The sequence below is a fragment of the Paenibacillus sp. DP01 genome, from assembly GCF_044784315.1.
In the GTDB taxonomy this organism is placed as follows: domain Bacteria; phylum Bacillota; class Bacilli; order Paenibacillales; family Paenibacillaceae; genus Paenibacillus; species Paenibacillus polymyxa.
In genome coordinates this window covers 2,000,107-2,022,118 of record NZ_CP173059.1, presented here as the reverse complement: position 1 = coordinate 2,022,118, position 22,012 = coordinate 2,000,107, and the positions used below count along the sequence as shown (strand labels likewise).

The 22,012-nt window shown below is 44.9% G+C and carries 24 protein-coding genes; 5 read left to right on the top strand and 19 right to left on the bottom strand.

What is annotated here, in order from left to right; all coding sequences use genetic code 11:
- Both hemH and hemE read right to left on the bottom strand, forming a co-directional pair.
- Complete coding sequence (gene hemH / locus ACH59B_RS09085) at nt 1–942, bottom strand: ferrochelatase (protein WP_045243907.1); 942 nt, start codon at nt 940–942, stop codon at nt 1–3.
- 32 nt (nt 943–974) lie between these two features.
- Nucleotides 975–2,021, bottom strand: coding sequence for a uroporphyrinogen decarboxylase (gene hemE, locus ACH59B_RS09080; RefSeq protein WP_025364552.1), 1,047 nt, complete (start codon nt 2,019–2,021; stop codon nt 975–977).
- Between the two features lie 231 nt (nt 2,022–2,252).
- Between hemE and ACH59B_RS09075 the strand changes: the two genes are divergently transcribed.
- Nucleotides 2,253–3,473, top strand: a complete 1,221-nt coding sequence (locus ACH59B_RS09075) for an MFS transporter (RefSeq protein WP_016819707.1) — start codon at nt 2,253–2,255, stop codon at nt 3,471–3,473.
- A gap of 105 nt (nt 3,474–3,578) precedes the next feature.
- Here the strand turns inward: ACH59B_RS09075 and ACH59B_RS09070 are convergent, their stop codons facing one another.
- Nucleotides 3,579–4,223, bottom strand: a complete 645-nt coding sequence (locus ACH59B_RS09070) for an O-methyltransferase (RefSeq protein WP_017425857.1) — start codon at nt 4,221–4,223, stop codon at nt 3,579–3,581.
- A 156-nt stretch (nt 4,224–4,379) separates the two neighbouring features.
- Between ACH59B_RS09070 and ACH59B_RS09065 the strand changes: the two genes are divergently transcribed.
- Both ACH59B_RS09065 and ACH59B_RS09060 read left to right on the top strand, forming a co-directional pair.
- Nucleotides 4,380–5,540, top strand: coding sequence for a class I SAM-dependent RNA methyltransferase (locus ACH59B_RS09065; RefSeq protein WP_017425858.1), 1,161 nt, complete (start codon nt 4,380–4,382; stop codon nt 5,538–5,540).
- A 186-nt stretch (nt 5,541–5,726) separates the two neighbouring features.
- Nucleotides 5,727–7,709 carry an LTA synthase family protein gene (locus ACH59B_RS09060; RefSeq protein ID WP_404303621.1) on the top strand — a complete coding sequence of 661 codons (1,983 nt, stop codon included), beginning with the start codon at nt 5,727–5,729 and terminating at the stop codon, nt 7,707–7,709.
- 91 nt (nt 7,710–7,800) lie between these two features.
- Here the strand turns inward: ACH59B_RS09060 and ACH59B_RS09055 are convergent, their stop codons facing one another.
- The 13 genes from ACH59B_RS09055 to ACH59B_RS08995 all read right to left on the bottom strand — a co-directional run bounded on the left by ACH59B_RS09055 (nt 7,801) and on the right by ACH59B_RS08995 (nt 16,844).
- Entirely contained in the window at nt 7,801–8,070 is a 270-nt protein-coding gene (locus ACH59B_RS09055) for a hypothetical protein (RefSeq protein ID WP_013370464.1), read from the bottom strand.
- 92 nt (nt 8,071–8,162) lie between these two features.
- Nucleotides 8,163–8,384 carry a DUF1450 domain-containing protein gene (locus ACH59B_RS09050; RefSeq protein ID WP_013370463.1) on the bottom strand — a complete coding sequence of 74 codons (222 nt, stop codon included), beginning with the start codon at nt 8,382–8,384 and terminating at the stop codon, nt 8,163–8,165.
- A gap of 23 nt (nt 8,385–8,407) precedes the next feature.
- A complete protein-coding gene (locus ACH59B_RS09045; protein ID WP_013370462.1) occupies nt 8,408–8,710 on the bottom strand; it encodes a heme biosynthesis protein HemY in 303 nt (100 codons plus the stop codon).
- A gap of 207 nt (nt 8,711–8,917) precedes the next feature.
- Nucleotides 8,918–9,184: a hypothetical protein gene (locus ACH59B_RS09040; protein WP_016819701.1), complete on the bottom strand. Its 267-nt coding sequence runs from the start codon at nt 9,182–9,184 to the stop codon at nt 8,918–8,920.
- 136 nt (nt 9,185–9,320) lie between these two features.
- Nucleotides 9,321–10,574, bottom strand: a complete 1,254-nt coding sequence (locus tag ACH59B_RS09035) for a M14 family metallopeptidase (RefSeq protein ID WP_016819700.1) — start codon at nt 10,572–10,574, stop codon at nt 9,321–9,323.
- A gap of 119 nt (nt 10,575–10,693) precedes the next feature.
- Nucleotides 10,694–11,503, bottom strand: coding sequence for a glutamate racemase (gene racE, locus ACH59B_RS09030; protein WP_016819699.1), 810 nt, complete (start codon nt 11,501–11,503; stop codon nt 10,694–10,696).
- 210 nt (nt 11,504–11,713) lie between these two features.
- Complete coding sequence (locus tag ACH59B_RS09025; RefSeq protein WP_017425863.1) at nt 11,714–12,037, bottom strand: YtxH domain-containing protein; 324 nt, start codon at nt 12,035–12,037, stop codon at nt 11,714–11,716.
- Between the two features lie 97 nt (nt 12,038–12,134).
- Nucleotides 12,135–12,782, bottom strand: coding sequence for a metalloregulator ArsR/SmtB family transcription factor (locus tag ACH59B_RS09020; protein ID WP_016819697.1), 648 nt, complete (start codon nt 12,780–12,782; stop codon nt 12,135–12,137).
- An 8-nt stretch (nt 12,783–12,790) separates the two neighbouring features.
- Entirely contained in the window at nt 12,791–13,225 is a 435-nt protein-coding gene (locus ACH59B_RS09015; RefSeq protein WP_102997816.1) for a DUF86 domain-containing protein, read from the bottom strand.
- Nucleotides 13,226–13,249: 24 nt separating this feature from the next.
- A complete protein-coding gene (locus tag ACH59B_RS09010) occupies nt 13,250–13,537 on the bottom strand; it encodes a Dabb family protein (protein WP_017425864.1) in 288 nt (95 codons plus the stop codon).
- Nucleotides 13,538–13,618: 81 nt separating this feature from the next.
- On the bottom strand, nt 13,619–14,044 hold the full coding sequence (locus ACH59B_RS09005; protein WP_016819695.1) for a holin family protein: 426 nt from the start codon (nt 14,042–14,044) through the stop codon (nt 13,619–13,621).
- A gap of 332 nt (nt 14,045–14,376) precedes the next feature.
- Nucleotides 14,377–15,513: a polysaccharide deacetylase gene (locus ACH59B_RS09000; RefSeq protein ID WP_102997815.1), complete on the bottom strand. Its 1,137-nt coding sequence runs from the start codon at nt 15,511–15,513 to the stop codon at nt 14,377–14,379.
- Nucleotides 15,514–16,532: 1,019 nt separating this feature from the next.
- The gene (locus ACH59B_RS08995; protein ID WP_025364546.1) at nt 16,533–16,844 is read right to left on the bottom strand and encodes a hypothetical protein; all 312 of its coding nucleotides are present in this window, start codon (nt 16,842–16,844) and stop codon (nt 16,533–16,535) included.
- A gap of 983 nt (nt 16,845–17,827) precedes the next feature.
- On the opposite strand from ACH59B_RS08995, the gene ACH59B_RS08990 reads away from it, so the two are divergent.
- Nucleotides 17,828–18,412 (top strand): helix-turn-helix transcriptional regulator, encoded by a 585-nt coding sequence (locus tag ACH59B_RS08990; RefSeq protein ID WP_013370447.1) that lies wholly within the window; start codon nt 17,828–17,830, stop codon nt 18,410–18,412.
- A gap of 200 nt (nt 18,413–18,612) precedes the next feature.
- Here the strand turns inward: ACH59B_RS08990 and ACH59B_RS08985 are convergent, their stop codons facing one another.
- The 3 genes from ACH59B_RS08985 to ACH59B_RS08975 form a co-directional block, all read right to left on the bottom strand.
- On the bottom strand, nt 18,613–18,861 hold the full coding sequence (locus tag ACH59B_RS08985) for a hypothetical protein (RefSeq protein ID WP_225164868.1): 249 nt from the start codon (nt 18,859–18,861) through the stop codon (nt 18,613–18,615).
- A 264-nt stretch (nt 18,862–19,125) separates the two neighbouring features.
- Complete coding sequence (locus tag ACH59B_RS08980; protein WP_102997814.1) at nt 19,126–20,211, bottom strand: GntR family transcriptional regulator; 1,086 nt, start codon at nt 20,209–20,211, stop codon at nt 19,126–19,128.
- A gap of 190 nt (nt 20,212–20,401) precedes the next feature.
- On the bottom strand, nt 20,402–21,553 hold the full coding sequence (locus tag ACH59B_RS08975) for a sn-glycerol-1-phosphate dehydrogenase (protein ID WP_102997813.1): 1,152 nt from the start codon (nt 21,551–21,553) through the stop codon (nt 20,402–20,404).
- Nucleotides 21,554–21,720: 167 nt separating this feature from the next.
- Here ACH59B_RS08975 and ACH59B_RS08970 point away from each other — a divergent pair, with 167 nt between their 5' ends.
- Nucleotides 21,721–21,924: a hypothetical protein gene (locus ACH59B_RS08970; protein WP_102997812.1), complete on the top strand. Its 204-nt coding sequence runs from the start codon at nt 21,721–21,723 to the stop codon at nt 21,922–21,924.
- Nucleotides 21,925–22,012 lie beyond the last annotated feature (88 nt).

Genomic DNA, 22,012 nt, shown 5'->3' with positions numbered 1-22,012 from the left:
TCATCCCTTTTTCCATTGGTCTATGATGACATCACTAAGCGTCTCCATATACAGTGGGTCACTGTTGAGTGAATCAATACGCTGAAAACGCATATCCAGTTCCTTTGCCAAAGCCTGTGCTTCAATATCCAGGTCGTATAACACCTCTAAGTGATCAGAAACAAAGCCGACTGGCGCAGCCAGCACATACTCCACTTGCTCTTCCTTCAGACTGTGCATGGTATCCAAAATATCTGGTCCCAGCCATGGTTCTGCTGTACGGCCGGCACTTTGCCACGTAAACTGCCAGTTGGTAATTCCCGCCTTATCCGCGACAGCCTGCGAAGTAGCCATTAATTGCTCCGCATAAGGATCACCCATAGCCAAAATCCGCTCAGGCAAGCTGTGCGCACTGAACAGAACACGAACTTCGTCCCGCTTGGCTCCCGCTTCTTCAAAAAGCGCCAGTTTCGCATTCACACGCTCAGTCAGCGTCTTGATTAGCTTTGGATGAAGATAATAGCTCTCCACAAACGATATGGCCAGATCCAGTTCCTGTGCCTTAGCCTGTGCACGCTTGATGTAAGAGCCTACACTCATAACGGAATAATGCGGAGCCAGCACGACACCCACCGCCGTACGAATGCCATCTTGCACCATCGCTTCGACACCGTCCTCAATAAACGGCTTGGCGTGTTTGAGCCCCTGATAACAGACAAATTCTATGTCCGGGTTGCGATTTTCCTGATTTAAGGTTTCCTGCAGGTTGTGAACCTGTCGATCTGTGTTCTGACGCAACGGAAACACGCCGCCCACAATGGCTTCGTAGCGATCTTTTAATTCTTTTAACTGCTCCGGTGAGGGAGCATGACCACGGCGAATATGTGTATAATACGCTTCAACCTGGTCCAGACTCTCCGGCGTCCCGTAGGACATGACCAGTACACCCACTTTGGTTTTCATTGGCAGATCCCTCTTATCTTTTCTAGTTGTATTTAGTTCTTTGACAAAACAGAGCGAGAATACTCATGTACATAATCGGTAAGCTCTCTTAGCTTATCTAGCGAGGCTTCAGGAAATAAGCCGTGACCAAGATTAAAAATGTAGCCCGGCTCCAGAATGCCTTCATCTACAATGGTTTTTGCATACTGCTTGATCACATTCATCGGCGCAGTAAGTACATAAGGGTCCAAATTCCCCTGTACTCCAAAATTGTTACCCAAGCGGCGACGGCCTTCAGGTATACTTACCCGCCAGTCCAGTCCAATCACATCGGCTTTTACCCCGCTCAAATGCGGAAGCAATTCACCGGAGCTTACGCCTGGAAAATAAATTTTAGGCACATTCAGATCAGATAACTCATGGAAAATACGTACAATGGTCGGCAACACAAAAGTTTGAAAATCATAAGGCGAGAGTGCACCTACCCAGCTATCAAACAATTGAAAAGCCTTACCGCCGTTAGCGATATGGGCCCGCACGTATGTAATAACCATATCCCCTAGCTTATCCATCAAACGATGCCACAGTTCAGGCTCTCCATACATCATCGCTTTGGTGCGAATATATCCCTTGGACGGTCTTCCTTCTATTAAATAGCTTGCAATAGTAAAAGGCGCTCCAGCAAACGTGATCAATGGCACGTTCAACTCACGGTCTAAAATACGGATGGTTTCCAAAATATGACCCAAATCGCGTTCTACATCAATCGGACGCAAGTTGTCTACGTCTGCAGCTGACCGGATCGGATTATCAATAACCGGGCCAATATTTTTGACAATATCAAAATCAACCCCTAGCGAGGCTACCGGATTCATAATATCAGAATATAAAATTGCAGCGTCCACCCCAAGCTTGCGGACGGGCATCAACGTCACTTCTGCGGCCAACTCGGGCTGGCGACAAATTTCAAGCAGCGTATATTTTTCCTTAATTTTGCGATACTCAGGGTCATACCTTCCGGCCTGCCGCATGTACCATACGGGAATATGATCCACAGCTTGCTTGCGGCAAGCGCGGATAAAAGTATCATTGTAGGTCATGACTTCAGCCTCCAGTTCGAATCATAAATACTATATTTTATTATGCCCTTTTTCAAGAGTCGTAACAACCGCCGCTCTCAAACAAACCATGACAAACCCATGACATTTGGATAAAGTTTCAATGAAGTGTGCTATACTAGAGAAATGGCTTTTTTAAAGCTCCGGGTAAGTTATACATGAATAAGTACCTTTACAACAGGATGAGAATGGCAGAAAGGAAGTGAAAGCACATTGAAAACGTGGGAGACGTGGAAAATCAATCTCATTGTGCTTTGGTTCGGTCAGTTTCTGGTCAATGCGGGAATTACAATGATTACTCCGTTCCTTGCCCTGTATTTGGCTCAAGACCTCCATGTGAAGGGCGAGCACGATATAGGACTGTGGGCAGGAGTTATTTTTGCAGCTAACTTTTTGACCTCGTTTATATTTCAGCCATTATGGGGCAAGCTGGCCGACCGATATGGACGTAAAGTCATGCTGCTTCGCTCAGGCTTTGGTATGGCTCTGGTCATCGGGTGTATGGGTTTGGTCACCCACCCATGGCAACTGCTGGCGCTTCGCCTGCTAAACGGTACAATTTCGGGTTTCAACCCGGCTTCTATTTCCCTAGTGTCGGGTACCACTCCCAAAGAGCGAACCGGATTTGCTATGGGAATTATGCAATCCGGTCAAATGGCTGGCACGATTCTCGGCCCTTTGCTAGGTGGATTTTTGGCTGACTGGGTGGGATTCAGACCGATCTTTTACATTACAGGAGCTCTTATTTTCCTAGCCTCTCTAATGGCAATGTTTTTGGTTAAAGAAAATTTCAGCAAAGCGGAAGCCGCACGAATTCCACAAATTTCGGTTCTTGCCGGATTAAAGGAGCTAAGCCATACGCCCCAGCTTCCGGCTTTGTTCACCGTAACGTTCTTACTCCAGTTTGCTATGATCAGTACCGTTTCTCTGCTACCTTTGTATGTGCAAAAGCTATATGGCTCGGCAGAAGGAATTGCACTAGTTGCCGGATTCGTTACCGCTATTACAGGCGTATCCAATATGGTAGCCGCACCGCTCCTTGGACGATTAAGTGACAAAATAGGAGCACACAAGATCTTGACAATCGCACTGCTTGGAACGGCAGTTATGCTCATTCCGCAAGCTTTTGTCAATGAAGTATGGCAGCTTGTCATTATCCGTTTTTTCATGGGTGTGTTTATGGGCGGTCTGCTACCAAGCGTAAATGCGCTGATTCGCACCTATACACCTGAAGGAATGGAAAGCCGCTCTTTCGGATTCAATACCAGTTCGCTGGCGCTCGGGAATATGCTGGGTGCGGTCATTGGCGGAGTGCTTTCCGGATTTATCGGCATCGAAGGACTGTTCATTATGTCTGGTGTGCTGCTGATCGTCAATATCATCTGGGTACGTATGAAGCTTTTTGATCGTAAGGCTACGCCTCATTTCAGGTAAGACAACCTTCAGGTAGGACAGCCTGCCTTAACAGACAAGAACCTCCGCTCCACGTTACTGTGGATAAGGAGGTTCTTTTGGTATAGCTTCACTTAGGGACTCCCGTTACTTCACTCGTGCCAATGCCAATCCATCATAAGCTGGCAAAAGCGTACTGACTAGCCGTGGGTCCGTCGCTATCGTTTCGTTAAAACGTCTCACGGCCTGCACGGCAGGTCCGTTCTTGTCTGTGTTCAGTGTCCGTCCCCGAAGAAAACAGTTATCTCCGGCAATTATAGCGCCTGGATTGGCCAGTGCAATCGCATACTCTAGATACACTGGGTAATTTTCCTTATCCGCATCAATGAAGAAAAAATCAAAAGTCTTTCCTTCTTCCTGAAGCTTCTTCAGGCTGTCCACTGCGGGTCCAATACGATACTCGACACGATCACCGTAGCCATTGTTTTTCAGATGTTGATGAGCCAGCGCTGCATACGCCTCTTTTAGCTCCAGAGACACGATGCGACCTTTCTCTCCCAGCCCACGGGCTAGGCATAATCCACTGTATCCTCCTAATGCTCCGATCTCCAGTACCTGCTGTGCGCCTGAGACTTCAATGAGAAAGGTCAACAGCTTTCCATAAGGATGAGCAACCGATACCTCCGGCATCCCTTCCTTAACAATAGCCTCCCTAATGTTGCGCAGCGCTTCATCTTCCTGTACCAGCTGGTCTACATATTGTTCAGGTGTCATATTAGGTGTGATTTCCACGTTTCATCTCTCCTTCTTGCTTTATCATAACGCAGGTTGGACGCGGTGTCCTTCGTAAATTATTTGCCTTAACGATTTGTCTCTTCGAGTACAATGACCTATACTATAGGGATTGAACCAAGCTTACATGATTATGAGACGGAGTGAATACGTTTAATGACTCAACTGCAACTAATTGCAACTGCGCCGATGGGACTGGAAGCCGTTGTGGCCCGAGAACTCAGAGAACTGGGGTACATGGATCTGACCGTCGAGAATGGCCGCGTCGTTTTTTCCGGAGATTATAAGGATATATGCCGATGCAACCTGTGGCTTCGCACATCTGACCGCGTTCTTATTAAAATGGGCGAATTTGCTGCAACTACCTTCGACGAGCTGTTCGAGGGTACTAAGGCATTGCCTTGGCAGGATTGGATTCCTGTAGATGGTGAATTTCCCGTAGAGGGACGTTCACACAAATCACAGCTTAGTAGCGTACCAGCCAGTCAAGGAATCGTCAAGAAGGCGATCGTAGAGAAACTCAAGGAAACCTACCATACAGACTGGTTTGCTGAAGATGGTCCTCGTTACGTCATTGAGGTTATTCTATTGAATGACCGTGCACTGATAACGCTGGACACAACTGGTCCAGGACTGCACAAACGAGGCTACCGCAAGCTTGTTACAGAGGCGCCTCTCAAGGAAACAATGGCTTCCGCTCTTATTCAGCTTAGTCGCTGGAGCCCGGATCGCCCCTTCTATGACCCATGCTGCGGTTCCGGTACTTTATTGGTCGAAGCTGCTATGCAAGCCTGGAACATTGCTCCAGGCCTGAGACGTACCTTTAACTCGGAAGACTGGCCTGTTATTGGTAGAGAATTATGGAATCAGGCTCGCGACGAGGCGATGGATCTGACTCGTGATGACATTCCTTTTGAGATTGCAGGTAGCGATATCGATCCTAGCGCTATACAAGTTGCTGAAGCAGCTGTAAAAGCAGCAGGCTTTGCTAAAGACATCCCACTAAAGGTGCTGCCTGCCAGCAAGGTTAGGCTTGAGGGCCAGTATGGTGTAATGATTACAAATCCACCTTACGGCGAAAGACTGAGCGAGCAAGCCGAGGTGGAAAAGCTGATTCGTACACTCGCACGCACGGCAGCCGAAATGAAGACTTGGTCCTTCTTTGCCATCAGCTCCACCAAGCAATTTGAGCATTATTGGGGCCGCAAAGCCGACAAGCGCCGTAAGCTGTTTAACGGCCGAATTGAATGCCAATACTATCAGTATCTGGGCCCTCTGCCTCCGCGCCGCAAAGATACTTCGCCGTTGCAGTCCTAAATGTTCGAGATATAGGCCAGGAAACGAACCCTTTGTTCGTTGTCCTGGCCTCATTTGTGCCGTGTTTCTTTACTTAATCATTGAAATGCGCAGGATGAGCGCTATAATAATTAAAGGCATTTCGGTTTTAACATTACGTTAATGTGTAGTTTATACTAGCCGAACATTTCTGCCGGAGGGGGTAAAGTGTTGGTTATTCGCACGACCAGTGCAAGACGCACTGGTAACATGTTCAGCAGACTGCTGCTGTCTCAATATTTCGGTTTAGTTCTGTTTTTTGTACTTATGATTGGCAAGCTTGTACTGATTCACTATAACCTGCATGCCCAAAATATCGACATGAATCCGCTGGATTATGTCATTGCTATTGGGTCGCTGTTGCTTGTAAGCTTCTGGACCTTGTGGCTGCCACGTCGCGGACGTTTGATTGCTCTTGTGGTGCTCGATATATTGCTCACCGCGCTCATTTATTCCGACATGGTTTATTATCGGTATTTCCAGGATTTCATTACGATTCCCGTTTTGCTTCAAGCTGGACAAGTTGATTCTCTGGGTGGAAGCATCGCATCCCTTATGTACTGGTGGGATATTTTCTTTTTTGCAGACTGGATTTTATTCATTCCGTATGTCATATTCGTGGCTTCGTTACGGCGTCGGTTTACAACGAATGATCATTACTTGGAAGCATCACGAAGCTCTTTCACAAAAAAATTTCTGTTTCGCTTCTCCAAGGGGGCATTGGCTTTCCTGATTGGCTATGTTTTGACATTTGGACCGATCAAAATATATACCTCTACTTGGGCAACCGGCATATTTGTCGGCAACTGGTGGTCAATGGCCTTGTACAACGTAACCGGATTGATCGGATTTCATGGATATGATATCTACCGCTACGGTCAGGACCATCTTGGGCCACAGCCTACATTGGCTCAGGTGGAATCCGATAAAGATAAAGAATGGTTCAATCAACACCAGAAATTACTTCAGGTAAAAAATGACCTCTACGGCAAGTATAAGGGCAAAAATGTGATGGTCATCCAAGCTGAAGCGTTCATGAACTTTTTTATCGGCAAACAGATCAACGGTCAAGCAATTACGCCTAACTTTGACAAACTGACGAAAGAAAGTATGTATTTCAATAATTATTTCCATCAAACTGCACAGGGTCGTACATCGGACGCAGACTTCTCTACCCACGCTTCGCTGCATCCGCTCCCTACGGGTTCTGTATTTATCCGTTATGCGGACCATAAATTCGATACGTTGCCTTCCATCTTGAAGGATACAGGTTATAGTCCTAATGCGTTTCACGTGTACGACAGCAGCTTCTGGAACCGTTACACAATGTATAAGGCGATGAACTATGACAAGTTCTACAGTAAAAAGGATTTTAAAATAGATGAGCCCCTCGGCTGGTCCCTGGGAGACAAATCCTTTTTTAGACAAACGCTCAACGATCTCACAACCGAAGTGAAGCAGCCGTTCTACGCCTATATGGTCGGTATTTCCAGCCATCATCCGTACAACCTGTCACCTGACGCTGTAGATTTGGATGTTGGTGAATTTGAAGGTACGATGTTCGGAGACTATCTGAAATCCGTCCATTATGTGGATGAGGCTTTGGGTGAATTGGTAGATCAGATGACGAAAGACGGATTGTGGGATAATACGATCCTGATGTTCTACGGGGATCACGACAATTCCATTAAAGACAAAGCACTATATGAAAAGTTTTTAGGCAAGCCACTTACAGATCTGGACATGCAGAAAATCATGAATCAGGTGCCATTACTTGTGCATCTTCCTGACGGAAGTCAGGCGGGCACGTATACAGAACCGGCAGGACAGCTAGATCTAACGCCTTCTGTAATGCATCTACTTGGGATTTCTACAAAACCATATCATTTTATGGGTAATGATTTGTTTAGCGGAAAGCCTCGTATGGTTGTGCTGCGTACTGGTGCTTTCACGGATGGACGAGTGTATTACATTCCATCTGAGGATGGTACATTCTCCAAGGGAACCTGTTACAATCTGAGTACAGGTCAACCTACAGATGTGAATGCCTGCGGGCCGGGCTATACTGAGGCTCTCAATCGATTGAACATATCCGATCAGGTCATCACATATGATCTTATTCGCGAATGGGAGACTGAAGCCAAGAAATAACAAAAATCCCGATCCATCAGCTTGTTAGGGCTGTGGATCGGGATTTTTGTATTGACAGTCATTGGACTACGCTCGTTACCATTAAAATTATTCAGGAACGCAGCGTCTTTTTAGCCTGATCAAGACGTTGTACCTCTTCACCAAGCATTTCCTCAGCAACTTCTACTGCATCGTCACCAAGGCTATCCTTTGCCTGCTGTATAGCATGCTCTGCATGAGTGCGAGATTGCTCCGCCTGCTCAATCAGTTGCTCAGCCGGATGTGACAATGCCTGAGACACGGCATTATGGAGCTTGTCCACCGAGTTTTGTGTTTGAGCCTCGACACTGTGATTGTCGAGATTGGAATCATATTGGGCCATGATTCACTCCTCCTTCTGGGCATGGTCTACATCCATTAGCATGGATCAGAAGGAGGGGAACTATTCAAAAGATAAAACGCTGCGCACTCTAACTATTTTATAAAGCGTGCAGCCTTCTCTAATACTTCATCCTCTGTGGCCGCACTCACATAACGTCCATTTACATACACAAACGCCCGTTTTCCACAAGGACCGCAATACGATTTGCAACCGATCTTGATCTCGGCATCGGGTGCCATCTTTTTCAACTTAGGCAAGATCGTTTTTAAGCGGATATGATTGCACTCATCACATACGCGAATATCATTGGCCATCTGTCATCCCTCCGAACTCCGGCTTAGTGGTCGCCGTGATTACCTTGGGAAGGGTTAGTAATAACAAATCCTTCTTCGGGGAAGTACAAGTAATCAATTTTCACACCATCCAGCAACGGCTGACCGCTTTCCAAAATTACATCAATGCCTTTATCTGTAGATACAACAGTATCTGTTTCCTTAGGCGTGTCCAAATCTAGCCCGTAATGAGCATGATCTCCATGAGCATGAGTAATAACAACGCGCAGACTCTTCCCTTGGTTCTCTTCTTTATCCAATTCAAGCTTCAATACTTTAGCTGCATTACGAGTAATTTTGCAGTTCATTAAACTTCATCTCCTTCATATTCATTAAATGAAATGTGGTTCAATGGATACATATCCACACCACACAACCTAGCGGTTAAAATCAACAATTCTAATAAATAGCCCCTCTCCTTGATGAAAAGAAGTTGTGCAGCATAGCACAAGGCAATATTCCTATTGTAAAGAAAATCGCAAAAAATCGCAATCATGAAAATCATAAGTTTACATCTATCGAACACGTACGTGCTGTTTTTCAATCACATTAGGATATTTTCGTTCAGCACGGGTGACGAACCAATTCATAAGCAATAACGTCACACCAATGTCATCGATGGGCATAAAAGGCATGACATCAGGCAGTATCCAATAGAGCAATACAGGCACCGCAAAAAGTAATTTTTCACCCAAAGGAATCCTCGAAGAGGTAATCAATCGGGGAATACGACGAAATACATGTGACCACTGACGGAGAGATAGTAGTTTTTTCCACTTCATAGGTTGTTCACTCCATTTCCAATGCTCCTAAGTATATATACCCTATGGAAGGGACAAGTAAAGAGGAACACGTGTAAAAAACGTGCTCCTCCTAATACGCGCAAATGATGCAATACGTTTCAGCAGGTCCGATCTGTTACCATGACAGCACCGTCGCCATTAACATGCCAACTTCTGCTGCAATATCCTCATAATCACGCATAGGCAGCGGATTTACGCCCAGACCAACTTCAACGGTAAATCCCGGTTTACCAAACCGTTGTATAAACCAATCCTTATACCCTGCATCGCTTCCCCCCAGCTTTACCGCCCGATACCCTGTTGCGGCAGCCAGCTGCAATGCCCAATCTCGGCTCTCCTTAGGCTCTAGATCCCGATAATTCCAATAGATTTCCTGTCCCTGGCTGTGTATGGACAATACCATGTCGAACTGTTCGCGCTCCGTTAGATCGGCAAGGGCCTTGGACTCTGGCTCAGACAAAGGTGCAGGTCCTGCATAGTCTCGTCGAGACGGACCTGTTTTACCGCGTCTGCGCACCTCCTCCTCCCAATACGCCGGAAACTGATCGTTGAGGTCAACACCGCGAATATTGGCCTTCCAGCCACGAAAATCAGCACGTCCTTCATTCCATTTTCTGAGTTCATGATACAGCGGATGAGTTGGGAGTACACCCTGTTGCACCAGCTCCACTCCATCTGGATTGACCATTGGTACCACCCATAAGGATGTATGCTCCATTAAATCCTGCGGAGAGCCTCCATACACCCATGGATTTCCTGTCGGTTTCCCCCATTCATCGTGAAGTTGCTCAGCATCCCGTCCTTCAGCCCCATCAATCCCTCGTGCATATTGTTCTATAAAACGCAGCAAACAAGGTGTCGTCAACCATTCGTTAGCATGTACAGAAGCGTTGGCATGAATTTTCCTCGTACCCTGCCCAATCCGTATATAAGGGATATCCTTCCCCATGACACTGGTGCCAATGCTGCCAACTTCAATAAACGGAAATCTGTGGACCAATGCCTTCAGGTCTTCCATTAAATCTTCATAGCTATACTCTCCACGTAACCGTACAATCTGATCCCGATGGTCTTCAGGAATGATAATTATCTTTCCTTCCACGAAGTTATGCTCCGCAAGTCCCGAATTAGCGAGCCGCAGCTCATCAAGCTCTACACCGAACTGTTTGGCAATCTGTCTTGCATTCTCCCCAGACTGAATAACGTATTTACGATCCGTAGACGGACGAATATATAGCAATTGACCACAAATCAGATAGGGTTGCGTGGCGGCCCACGGATTATCTGCGATCAAAGTATCCGCCGATAGTTTAAAAGCCGAGGCGACCCGGTGCAATGTATCTCCTTTTTGAACGATATATTCCCTCATCTTACTACGCCCCTTCCATCTGCCTTACTGCATGTTATGCAGACGCTGCGTGTCTTGATGTAGCGAAAAGCAAAACAACCAACTTCTTTTGTCCAATGACAAAAAAGTTGGTTGTCTCGTTAATCCAGATGAGTGACTTGCCAGACAACAGGCGTTTGCCGAATCTGCTCCCCAAGCCACTGTGCGGCAATGCGCTGGAACAACTCTGGATCGCCGGAACAAAAAAGCTGATGCACTGGCGTTTCGTCCCCGGCCTCCAATTTGCCCTTGTTATACAAAATGGTACTTGTCTCGCGCGCTGTTTCATCTGCCGAGCTAATGAGCTTCACCGCAGGACCCATGACTTCCTGAATCGTTTCCTTCAAAAAAGGATAATGCGTACAACCAAGAATCAGACAATCAATCGGATACGTTTGAATAGGTCTCAATGATTCCTCCACAACCTGCGATGTCGTTTTGGAGCGGAACAACCCTTGTTCCACCAAAGGCACAAGCGCAGGGCAAGCGTGGCTCACCACGTCTACATAGGGAGACAACTGCTTGAGCGCAGCTGTATATGCTCCGCTTCGAATCGTACCGACAGTTCCAATCACCCCGACATACCCGGTAGCGGTCGCACTGATCGCAGCACGAGCCCCAGGGTGGATAACTCCGATCACCGGAATGGATACCTTTTGGCTTATATACTCTAATGCCGCAGCCGTTGCTGTGTTACAAGCAATAATAATGACTTTCGGATTAAACTGAATCAGAAAATCAACCATTTGCTCTGTAAATTTTTTAACCTCTTCCGATGGCCGGGGACCGTACGGGGTGCGCGCAGTGTCTCCAAAATAAATGATTTTTTCCCGCGGAAGCTGACGCATGACTTCTTTAACAACCGTCAAACCTCCTACACCGGAATCCAATATTGCAATCGCTTGCTGCACGTACACACCGCTTCCTTTTTTTGTTTAAATATGAGTTGTTTCATCTCAGAAATCTATCCGTTGCTACATAACTTATGTCGTATTAGCGTAAAAGGTACCCCCAAAGATTACCCTAAAACGAGGAAGCGATCAACAAAAAGGCTTCACCCCAACGGGAGAAGCCACAAACTCAAGCTATAGCCAGTTGTTTCACCTACGACATACGGACAGTTACAAAGCATCCTCTTCCTTATTCTCTTGATCAGGCACGGATGAAATGCTAACCTCTGGAACAATATTACTCTTTTTACGCCATTGACCTATTTCGTGAATGACGGCTGAGGCTGTTTCCTTAATTTTGTCAGTATACTCCATGGAGGTGTCTGATATTTTCCCTACAAGCTCCTGCCCCTTGTCACTCACGTGACGTGCCTGGTCTGTAATATCCTGACGCAGCTCGCGACCTGACTTAGGAGCAAATAACAACGCAGCAACCGAACCAGCAATGCTGCCTGCCAACGCGCCACGGATAAAGCTTTTGTAGTTCTCCTTCATATTCATCTCTCCCTTGTGCCCGGGCGAATGCCCATCTGTTAATGCATTATAAGCATGGAGAGCCTGTCATGATACAGAGAACAAGCCAGAAAAATTTCTACTTATTTTTGGAGCGGATACGATACAAGCAGCAACGGCCTCCATCCGCCAAACAATCCTCACGGACAACCTCGGCATCAAGCAGCTCCTCAAACATTTGCTGTTCGCACTCACAAGCCTTACGGTAACGATTGGCAATCTGAGAGATAGGACAATTGTACTCCATAATAGAGTAACTTCCATCCTCTTCCTCACGCCACTCTGCCATATAACCTGAAGCGTTCTGGATGCCCGAAAGCTTTTCTACACGTGAAGCTAGTGTAGACTCACTCTCGATGTGAGGGGCGTAGCGCTTCATCATTTTACGTTTTCTACCATCAAATAACGAGTGTACAGCTTCCATTCCCTGCTCTTCATCCAGCTCCTCTAACAGTTCCAGTAATAGATGATCATAATTACGAGGAAACTGCTCGCTTCCCTGATCGCTCAGGCTGTACAAAAACGTCGGACGTCCCATCGCCTGTCTCAGGATCGTAGCCACAATCAGACCATCCTGCTCCATTAATTTGAGATGCCTGCGCACCCCCATTTCGGTAATGCCCAATTGAGCTGCCAAGCTTCCGACGCCCACAGGTCCCTGGGTTTTCAATAGTGTCAAGATCATGCGCCTAGTGGGCATTTCGGGTACGATATACTTATCCGTCACTTTTGCCTTTACACTCCCTCAGGACCCAATTCCTTATTTAAATAATCGTGCACGCTAGATACAAAAAGCTCCAGCAACCCAGGCAGCTTAGGTGTGAGTGGGTGAAGGCTTGTCCGGTCCCAATGAAAATACTCCTGTACTAAGGGTTTGCGCAAGGCTACCAGCTCTAATAGTGAATGAAATACGGTATCATCCAATACACCTTCCTCATGAATGATACCGATAATGTCCTCATAGCTACTGGCGTCACGCATAATAAAACCGTCGATGATATAGCTCCCTACGTCCGTTACCGTCTCAATGGCCAGATGAAGACACCGCTCCTGCACTAGCCCCTGCAACAGATCGCCTTTCCAGGCGGCGGATGTCTGGCGAAGGCCGTCGACAATGTCGGGAACAGCCCCTAGTCGAAGCTCAATTTGTTCCCGGTTGACATAATACAAAGTTCTGCACCTCCAGTAACCGCTTTAGATTTCATAATCAACTGCGATAGATACATCCTTCACTTCATTCATGTGTACAATAATTTCCTGATGAACAGGGTGTACCTGATACGTTTGCAAGTCTTCCAGTGTTTCTACCACAGCGGTAAGGGAAATATCATAAGAACGTTCCGAACGAATCACATCCGTACCTACTTCAAGTGACAGCAGCTCCTTGATCTTGCCAGTCATGCTGCGCAAAATAGATGCCGTATGTTCAATGCTTTCAGGGGAGCGGTCTTTCAATTTGAACAAAACAATATGTTTAATCATGCGTATAGGCTCCTTATCTTAAAAATGTTCTCTTGAAAATTTTATCATAACGCCCCACATACGGAAAGAAACTTTGTAATCTTAGCGATCTTTTCCACCATTTTTACCATCAGACTCCTTGTCCTTTAGTAGGGCAAAAAAATTCTTAAGCTTCGGTGGCAGCGGCAGACCCATTCGTGAACAGTTTTCCGTAATCGAGATCAATTCGTTGGATAAATAAAAATACGTTGCCGCCCCCTTCATGATTTCCGTACCCATCAGAAGATCCATATGATGCGCCAAAGAAATCACCATGAGCATTAAAGCCTTTCTCGCCAACCCCCAAAAGCCAGCTTTACTGCTTAACCCTTGTCCAGTCTTCACGGCAGCAGCGACTCCAGTTACATAATCAACAGCCATGGCAACCGTGAATAGCACCATAAGCTGATTCCAGCCGCCAAAGGCAAACGTAATAATGGCTCCTGCGGTGGCACAAATCATACTAAACATACTCGGATTAATATTCATACCTGCTCCTCCTCTCGGGGCGGTTATTGTAATATATGCAGCGACGTCGTCACCCGTAAAGTCATATGACCTGTGCATAGATATCAATTCATAGATTCATATAAAACAAGCTGTGAAATTCACCATTTCCGAGCAATACAATAAAAGCACCTTCAAAGCCCCTATAAAGGAGCGATAAAGGTGCCTTACTTATTTTTTGAGGGAATATAACAATTGTGCATCTACTTTATCCATGACGCTTGGTTTCTGCTTATCGTTTATATAAAAAAACAGGCTACCCCCTCTCAAAAAATTGAAGTAGGGCAGCCTGCTTTCCTTTCAAGTTTATTCTATTAACGGTGATCGTTCCAAAAATTAAGCGGAGTCAGGTTATCATTCAACGGCTCGAACGAATATCCTTCTTTCTGCAAGGCCGCCATGATTTGTGGAAGCACCTTGATCGTAGATGGCTTATCATGCATAAGAACGACTGGTGTTCTACCTTGCTTTTTCAGTCTCTTAATATCACTGAGGACCGTCTGTACAAAATGCTGCGGATTTTTAGTATAACGCCAATCATTGGAATCTATGTTCCAGTCCCAAATATGATAGCCTGCACCCGTCAGTTGATCACGGTATGCTTTCTTCAAATAGGGTTTGCTGCCATAAGGTGTACGAATCAAAGAAGTGCGTTTCCCTGTGGCCTTAAATAAAATCTCATTATCCTGATTCATCTCTGCCAGTGCTGCTGCCGGGGATGCATAGATCTTTTTCACCTGGTGTGTCATCCCATGCAGGCCCAAACCATGCCCTGCGTCTACCATTCTCTTCATCACTGCGCTATGTTGACGAATTTCAGGTCCCAACATGAAGAACGTAGCCTTGGCATTATATTTGTCCAGAATATCCAGCAGCTGCGACGTGTGCGCCGTTGGACCATCATCAAAGCTCAAATAGATTGTACGGCTGGAAGGCTTGGCATTTCCCGTGCTGCCTGTATTGCTAGTTTTGCCTGGCTTAACAGCTGCATACTGTTTAATTTCTGCCGCAAATGTATTCAAGAACTGAGCATCAGACAAACTAGCGTTTGCATTCTGAATTCGATACACATTACTCGTAGGAATCGTAATAGTGAAGCCAAACGCATCGGTCAAAGTGCGGATTGGCACCATCGTACGTCCTCCACGTTCAAACACATCACCCTTGTTCAAATCCAGCGTAAAGCTGCGATTATGCCCAGTCAGCACCAATGTATTTCCATTGGCCGAAGTAGAAATGCCCATCTTTTGCCCCAGTGTCACGATAGGAACATACAACTTATCATTTTCCATTACGGGCTTAATTGTATTCGAATCTAGCAACACATCATTGACCCCAAGTAAAGGAGCCTTCGCTTGTGCACTCGCTGTATTCGTATGTATACCCAGCAACCCCAAACAACAGATTGCCATCAAGCATACAGCCATCCATTTTACTTTTAAAAGCTTCATCATTACACCATCCTGTGCTGTATTTTATAATGTGCGGGAGCTATCTCTAGCTTGTCTATGAAGTTATACAGACATGACGATATAGACATGGCAATATAGACATTCACTCAACATATAGAACATAAACGCATCTCGACCGACTGAACCGGACGTCTTTTGGCCCCCTATACATATTAATAGATTACCAGACTATAGTAGGTAAATATAGTAAAACAATTTGAAAACAATCTCGCAATCCATCTTACCAAATAAGTTACAAAGTTGTGAATAAATCGACCGTATTTAGAAGAATAAAAGTGGAATGGATTGTATGCCTCCTCCTGTGTAGAAGCTATATACCTCAAATGTCATAGTTATGTTACTAGATTTATAGAATTATACGAACACAAATAAAAGCACCTGAAATCACCATAAGGAATTTCAAGTGCTTTATAATTTTGTTTTAAGTTACTCGTATAGTCGTCCTTTGCAGCTTTGATAATGACATCATATACACGCGTTTTTCCTTATTATTTGGCATCAGGAAAATTATCCTTGATTGGTGGGGTAGAGTCCCAACTTATCAGTTTAATATGCTACTTAGCAAGTAATTCATTTGTATTGGAAAATTGAGTGTTAATAGTCCTTCCATCATTTTCAAAAACCCTTCCATCTTTTTTAATAATAAAGCCTTCTTGTTCAATAAATATAAAGTCAGCAGATCCATTTTTTCATTACATTTGAGAATTAATTAGCAGCTTCTTTACCGAATGTATTCTGAAGACCAATACAAGTATCTCTTATAATCCATGCTTGCACACAGTTAGTGTTATGGACCCAAATATTAGAGGTTAGTGATGTGATAAAGAGATATAATTATCAACCTCATACATGTGGTAGAGGCATATAAGAGGATCTTCATGCGGATCTTTCGTAGTATACCGCCCGATTCATTGGGCATTTGGTGGGGGTAAAAGTAAAGACCTTGAGAATGGTATATTTTCAAAGTCTTTCTCTTGCCCAAACTTTTTTAAATGCTGTTACTTACCATTCATATTCATTAGCCTTCTCTTCTCATCTAGCCATTCTTCTTCTCTTCTCACCCATTCTTCAGGGCTTAATTTTTCGTCCGTCCAGAACGTAGAAGAGTCTGCAGCATTACCATCTTTATCTATTGCAATAACAGATGTCCTACTTTTACCAAAAACCAGATTGGGACAAATTTGGTGACCATCTTGGTTGTAAGTTAAACAATGAACACCTATATTTCCCTTACAACATTTTGAATCATGATTCTCTTCATTATCTTCATAGAAACAATTTGCCTCTAGAATAATATGTTTCCATCCCATAAGACTCCTCTTTAAACTTAATAAGCAGCATTTAATTCCCTAAGGTCGGTCTTGTAGTCGTGTTGATCATTCCAAGTCACTCAATTATACCGTTCTCAAATTACTATAAGCCCGGTAAGAACCATAAACTCAGGCAGACACATACTTTCTACCATTTGGGGCACCATCTAGATACTCGAAATTCAGACTTGGATGGTCCGGATTCTCCTTGAAATTGCTTAAAAGCTGTATCCGCTTTTTCTTGTATATTTTTTTAGAATTTTATTATATGTTTGTTGAATTACCACTATTAATATTCCACACGTACCTATACTGTGCACCAAATACTAAGGTCGCTTACGAGGTGCGTTTGGAACTATCGACTGTCATGTTGTAAACCGTTGCCTGCTTGTGTAATAATTTAATACTGTCTTTCTTAAGTGCATTCCCGTCACTCTGAATAAGCAAGTCTCAACCTTGAAATTTTTAACAAACGTCCATCCCTTGTCCTATCCCCCCAAAACAGATGGCTATCGGTAGATTCAATCATCTGACCGCTCAAATGAATTTTGTAAATCTAATCCGCTTCGTAATTGAGCGTAGCCATAACCTCTTTATAAGCTATCTCGCCAGTCGTTTCATCCTTAGAGAGAACCTTAACTCCGATCTTAATTACATTTACCATACCATTTCCTTTTCACAAATCATCTAGCTGTATAACCTCCCTTTTTCTCGTCAAAAAATTGCATGTTGGGCTGTAAAAACCCACTGTTCTCTCTGTACAACCTTACAATCATAAGAGAAGAACATATTACCTCCATTTCCATAAAAAATGTCACATTTTAATATATCGACACCTTAAACTTCCATTTTTATAGGCCAAATGGACCTTATTTTCCATAAACCGGTTAAGCCCATGGGATTAAAAGAAAATCAGGAGAAGAGTCACTTGCAAAGCCCCCTTCGGGTATAGTAGTATGTGTTTAAAAAAAATCGGAGGGTATATGCCTAAACAACAAGACAAACATTCCATTCAGGCGTGGTCTCTGATCAATCGCAAATATTTGGGAAAAGGCGTGCGTGTCAAACGTTTTCGCAAACCAACACGCTGTCAAGTACGCAATCGCGTTTTGCTTGCCGTTTTGATGGCTAATGACATTAAACTGTCCCAACTTGCCGAGGAGCTTTCCATCTCCTCTCGCAGCGTCAGCGCGTGGGTATATGAAGGTCGCATTCCCGGCAACACTAATCTGGAAAAGACGTGTAATACACTTGGTTATCCGCACCATATTCTATTTAATGAAGAGGTTGTCCGGCGTTCACCGCTCATTTGTCAACCATCACCGTCCCGTTTCATGAAACGGACTGTAACTCGTTCTCCAGTTAAAAACCGGATTTTGGCGGGTTTGTGCATGGTACATGATATTTCGGTGACTGATGTCAGTCATTGGATTGGCGTTCACCCGGGTACATTTCGGAAATGGTTGCATCAGGGTACCGTTCCTTCGCAAACCTTCCAGGATCAGGCGGAACAGTTTTTCCGTATTCCAAAATCCATTTTGTTTGCTGATGCCATGCTGAAAAAGTAACAATGTCCTTTAAAACGAAACGATTGAAATTTTCATGAAAGTCTTTGAAAGGAACGCATTACCATCTTTCATTCAATGAGACTTTCACATCATGTGATTTACAGAATATAAAAGCAAAAAAGCACAGTCTGCCGATTCTGGCGTACTGTGCTTTTTAGATAGTAAAATTTAAATGCTTCTTGCTTATAATTTGTAACTTCTTAGGAATGAGTGCTTGCCGCTTCAGTTGAACGTCCAGCTTCTGCCTTGGTGGCCTTCAGCCTTTTCATAACCGGGTTGCCCCCACATCCAAAGTAGTCGTGAAGACGGCTGTATTCCTCATAGAGCTTATTATAGATGTCCACGTTCTCAGGGATTGGCTTGAAGCTCTCTTCACGCATACGTGCCATATGACGCGCTGTTTCGGCGATTGTCATATCCTCCGCCCCAACTTCAGCTCCCATAGCCATGGCTGCCAGTTGACCTCCCAAACGTCCTTATTTAATGTTTCTAACATACATAGGTCACTCTTCTTACTTTCATTTCTGGCACCACTCTCATCGCACACTTGTACGTACAACTAACTAATCAACCTTTTTTATATATCTTTTTGATAGATTTATGTACACATTTTCAAAATATATAGAAAAACAGCCCCTTTTCTGCAATCCAGAAAACAGGCTGCTCCGTGTATCCAGTAACATACCATCAACTTAAAATTCACTAAACATTTCCTAAGCTGGCCCCGTGGATTCGCGTACAATTAACTCTGGAGGTATAATCCACTGACGCTCTTCTTCACAATACCCCTTCTCTTCAATCATCGATAGCATGGTATCGGCGGCACGTAACCCCAATTCTTCCTTGGGGTGCCGAATGGTTGTAAGTTTGACTTCCGTGGCTGTCGCCAAAAATGAATCATCAAACCCAACCAGTGACAGATCCTGGGGAATACTGAGGCCCGCCGAACGTACAATATCCAGCAGCCGCACCGCCAATTCATCATTATAGGTCACCCATCCGGTCGGACGTTCCCCTGTCTTCATCGCCAACAGCTGTGATGCGCGTTGTAACGGAAGCTCATTTTTTTCTTCAGTCCGGTACGTCGTTACTGCGTTTGGATGTAACGTCACTCCATATTTACGGTGAGCGGCTACAAATCCCTTCATCCGCAGAATTCCTTGCATATCATCGGTTTTGAAAAATCCGGCCAATCGCCGGTGCCCCAGCTTGATCAAATGCTCTGCCGCCAAAAAACCACCCTTTTCATCATCCAAACGCAAACAAGGTGCATCCATCTCCTCATAACGCGCATTGATCATTAAATAAGGGATTTGGCGATTCTCCACGGTTAAATAATAGTTCAAATTGGGATTACGTTCCCCGCTTTTAGTCGGCTCAATAATAATTCCGCTCAGTGGTTGACTCAGCAGCATTTTCAGGCATTGACGCTCTTGCTCAGGATCATTGCCTGTACTTGATAATAGCAGTTTGTAGCCTTGGCGGCTTAGCTTGGACTCAATTCCCTGTACAATGGATGGAAAAATATAATCCGATATATAAGTTGTCACAACTCCAATCGTCCGTGGATCTTCGGGCTGCTTCAGATCCCGTGTTGCGACAAAGGTTCCCTTACCCTGTATGCGAAACAGCCAACCTGCCTGTACCAGTTCACCCAGCGCCTGACGCACCGTTTGCCGACTAACTGCAAATTGTTCAGACATTTCATGTTCAGAAGGAAGCTGGCTTTGCGGCTCCAGTTTGGATGAATGAATCCATGATAAAATTTCCTGTTTAACCTGTATATATTTGGGCGCCATCATTTCCTCCGTACTTTCCATATCATGTATCTACTCGTATTCCACAATTATAGCATAGCATTCATTTGTACATACAAGTGTTACAGGAGCATAATATCGTTGTATAGCTGCCGGAGGCGTAAACCCATTCACCAATCCCTTTCTCATGCTTAGACTGAATGTATAAAGAACTCTGGTGTGATGCAGCACATTATGAACGAAGCAACTGATGTTCATTCATATACTTGAGTCCGGTATAGCGATCACGCAAAGTATGTGCCGTGCGCAAAGCACGAGCAAGTTGTTCCTGTGTAACCCCCAGCTCAGCAATGGTAGACGGACCTCCCACCTGAGCTAGCCATGCACGCATCTGTTCCGATGTAGGCAAAGTCCGATATACTTCAAATGCCTCCACTTTCTGAGTGGCAGCCAATTCCCTATACATGTCAGACAGCAAAGCGGAGGCAACGCCCACCTTGGCACCATGCAAAACTTGCTTGCGCCCCTCTGCAATAAAATCCATTTCAATTCGGTGAGAAATATGATGTTCTCCCCCTGAGGCAGGACGGGAATGATCAATCATCAACATCGAAATACCGGATGCAATCAGCGCATTCATCAACACCTCGACCCCTGCCTTACTGCCGGCCGCGATCTCATCGACATGCTCTACACAAGCACGTAAAGCCTCCTCGGTAATTCGATTAGCTACAGGTGAATACGGCTCGTTTCCCAAATCTCTGGACACATGCCAGTCCGCTAATGAGGTAAACTTACCGAGCATATCGCCAAAACCCGCGGCAGTCATCACTTGAGGGGCACTTGCCAGTACGGACAAGTCAGCGAAGATCGCCTCCGGCGGAACGGCTTGGAACGTCTGCTTGCTGCCATCCACAATTAATGGGGCCCCAGCTGAGGTAAAACCATCTACAGATGCAGCCGTTGGGACTGACAAGAACGGACGATTCATTTTATAGCACACAAAGCGAACCAGATCATGAATCGTACCTGACCCTACAGCAAGCACAGCCTGACTTTGATCCGCCACACCCAGCAAAACCTTCATGATATAAGTTTCATCAGCAATAACATCCCCTACCGCATTCGGAGGCAGCCGAACTACATCAACTGTCAAACCTGCTTCACGGATTAAATCAGCTACTTTCTTCCCTGCTGCCGCTGAAGTATGCTCATCCTCTACTAGAGTAACATGCTTATAATTCTGTTGATTCAAATAAGAAGCAATGGATTCAAGTGCTCCATCCCGTACCTCGATAAACAATTCAACCTTTCGGTGAGGATGATCAGTGTTACTAGCCTGCGCCTCTTCGTTCCACAGCTTAATCTGCTCATTCATATTCATTTCATCAGCCTCCTGAAAAAGGAATAATTTGTACAAGAATGATCCATACTAATAATAGATTCCGTTTGAAAACGGTTACTATTTAATTGTACGCACAATTGTGGGTACAAGTCCAGAAAAAACGTACAAGTTACGATTCAATTCAACCATTCGAAAGGAACAAGATTATGAAATTTGGAACAGATATTGCCTGTTCGCTCGGTTTACTGGCAGGTACAACGTTTGGCAGTGGGGTTGCTTTTTTGTTCGGCTGGCAAGCTTATCGTGCACTGACTTCTGTCACGGTTTTTGGCATTGCAGGGATTATCATTACCATTGCCGTTTTTCGCTTGCTGCACCGAAAGTCGCTTTCTACGTCCAATTCTCAATGAATTCTGTTGAAAGCCAGACCATTTTAATTTGACTGCATACATAAAAAAACGGGCCTCACAAGCCATTTGCAGCTTGAGAGTACCCGTT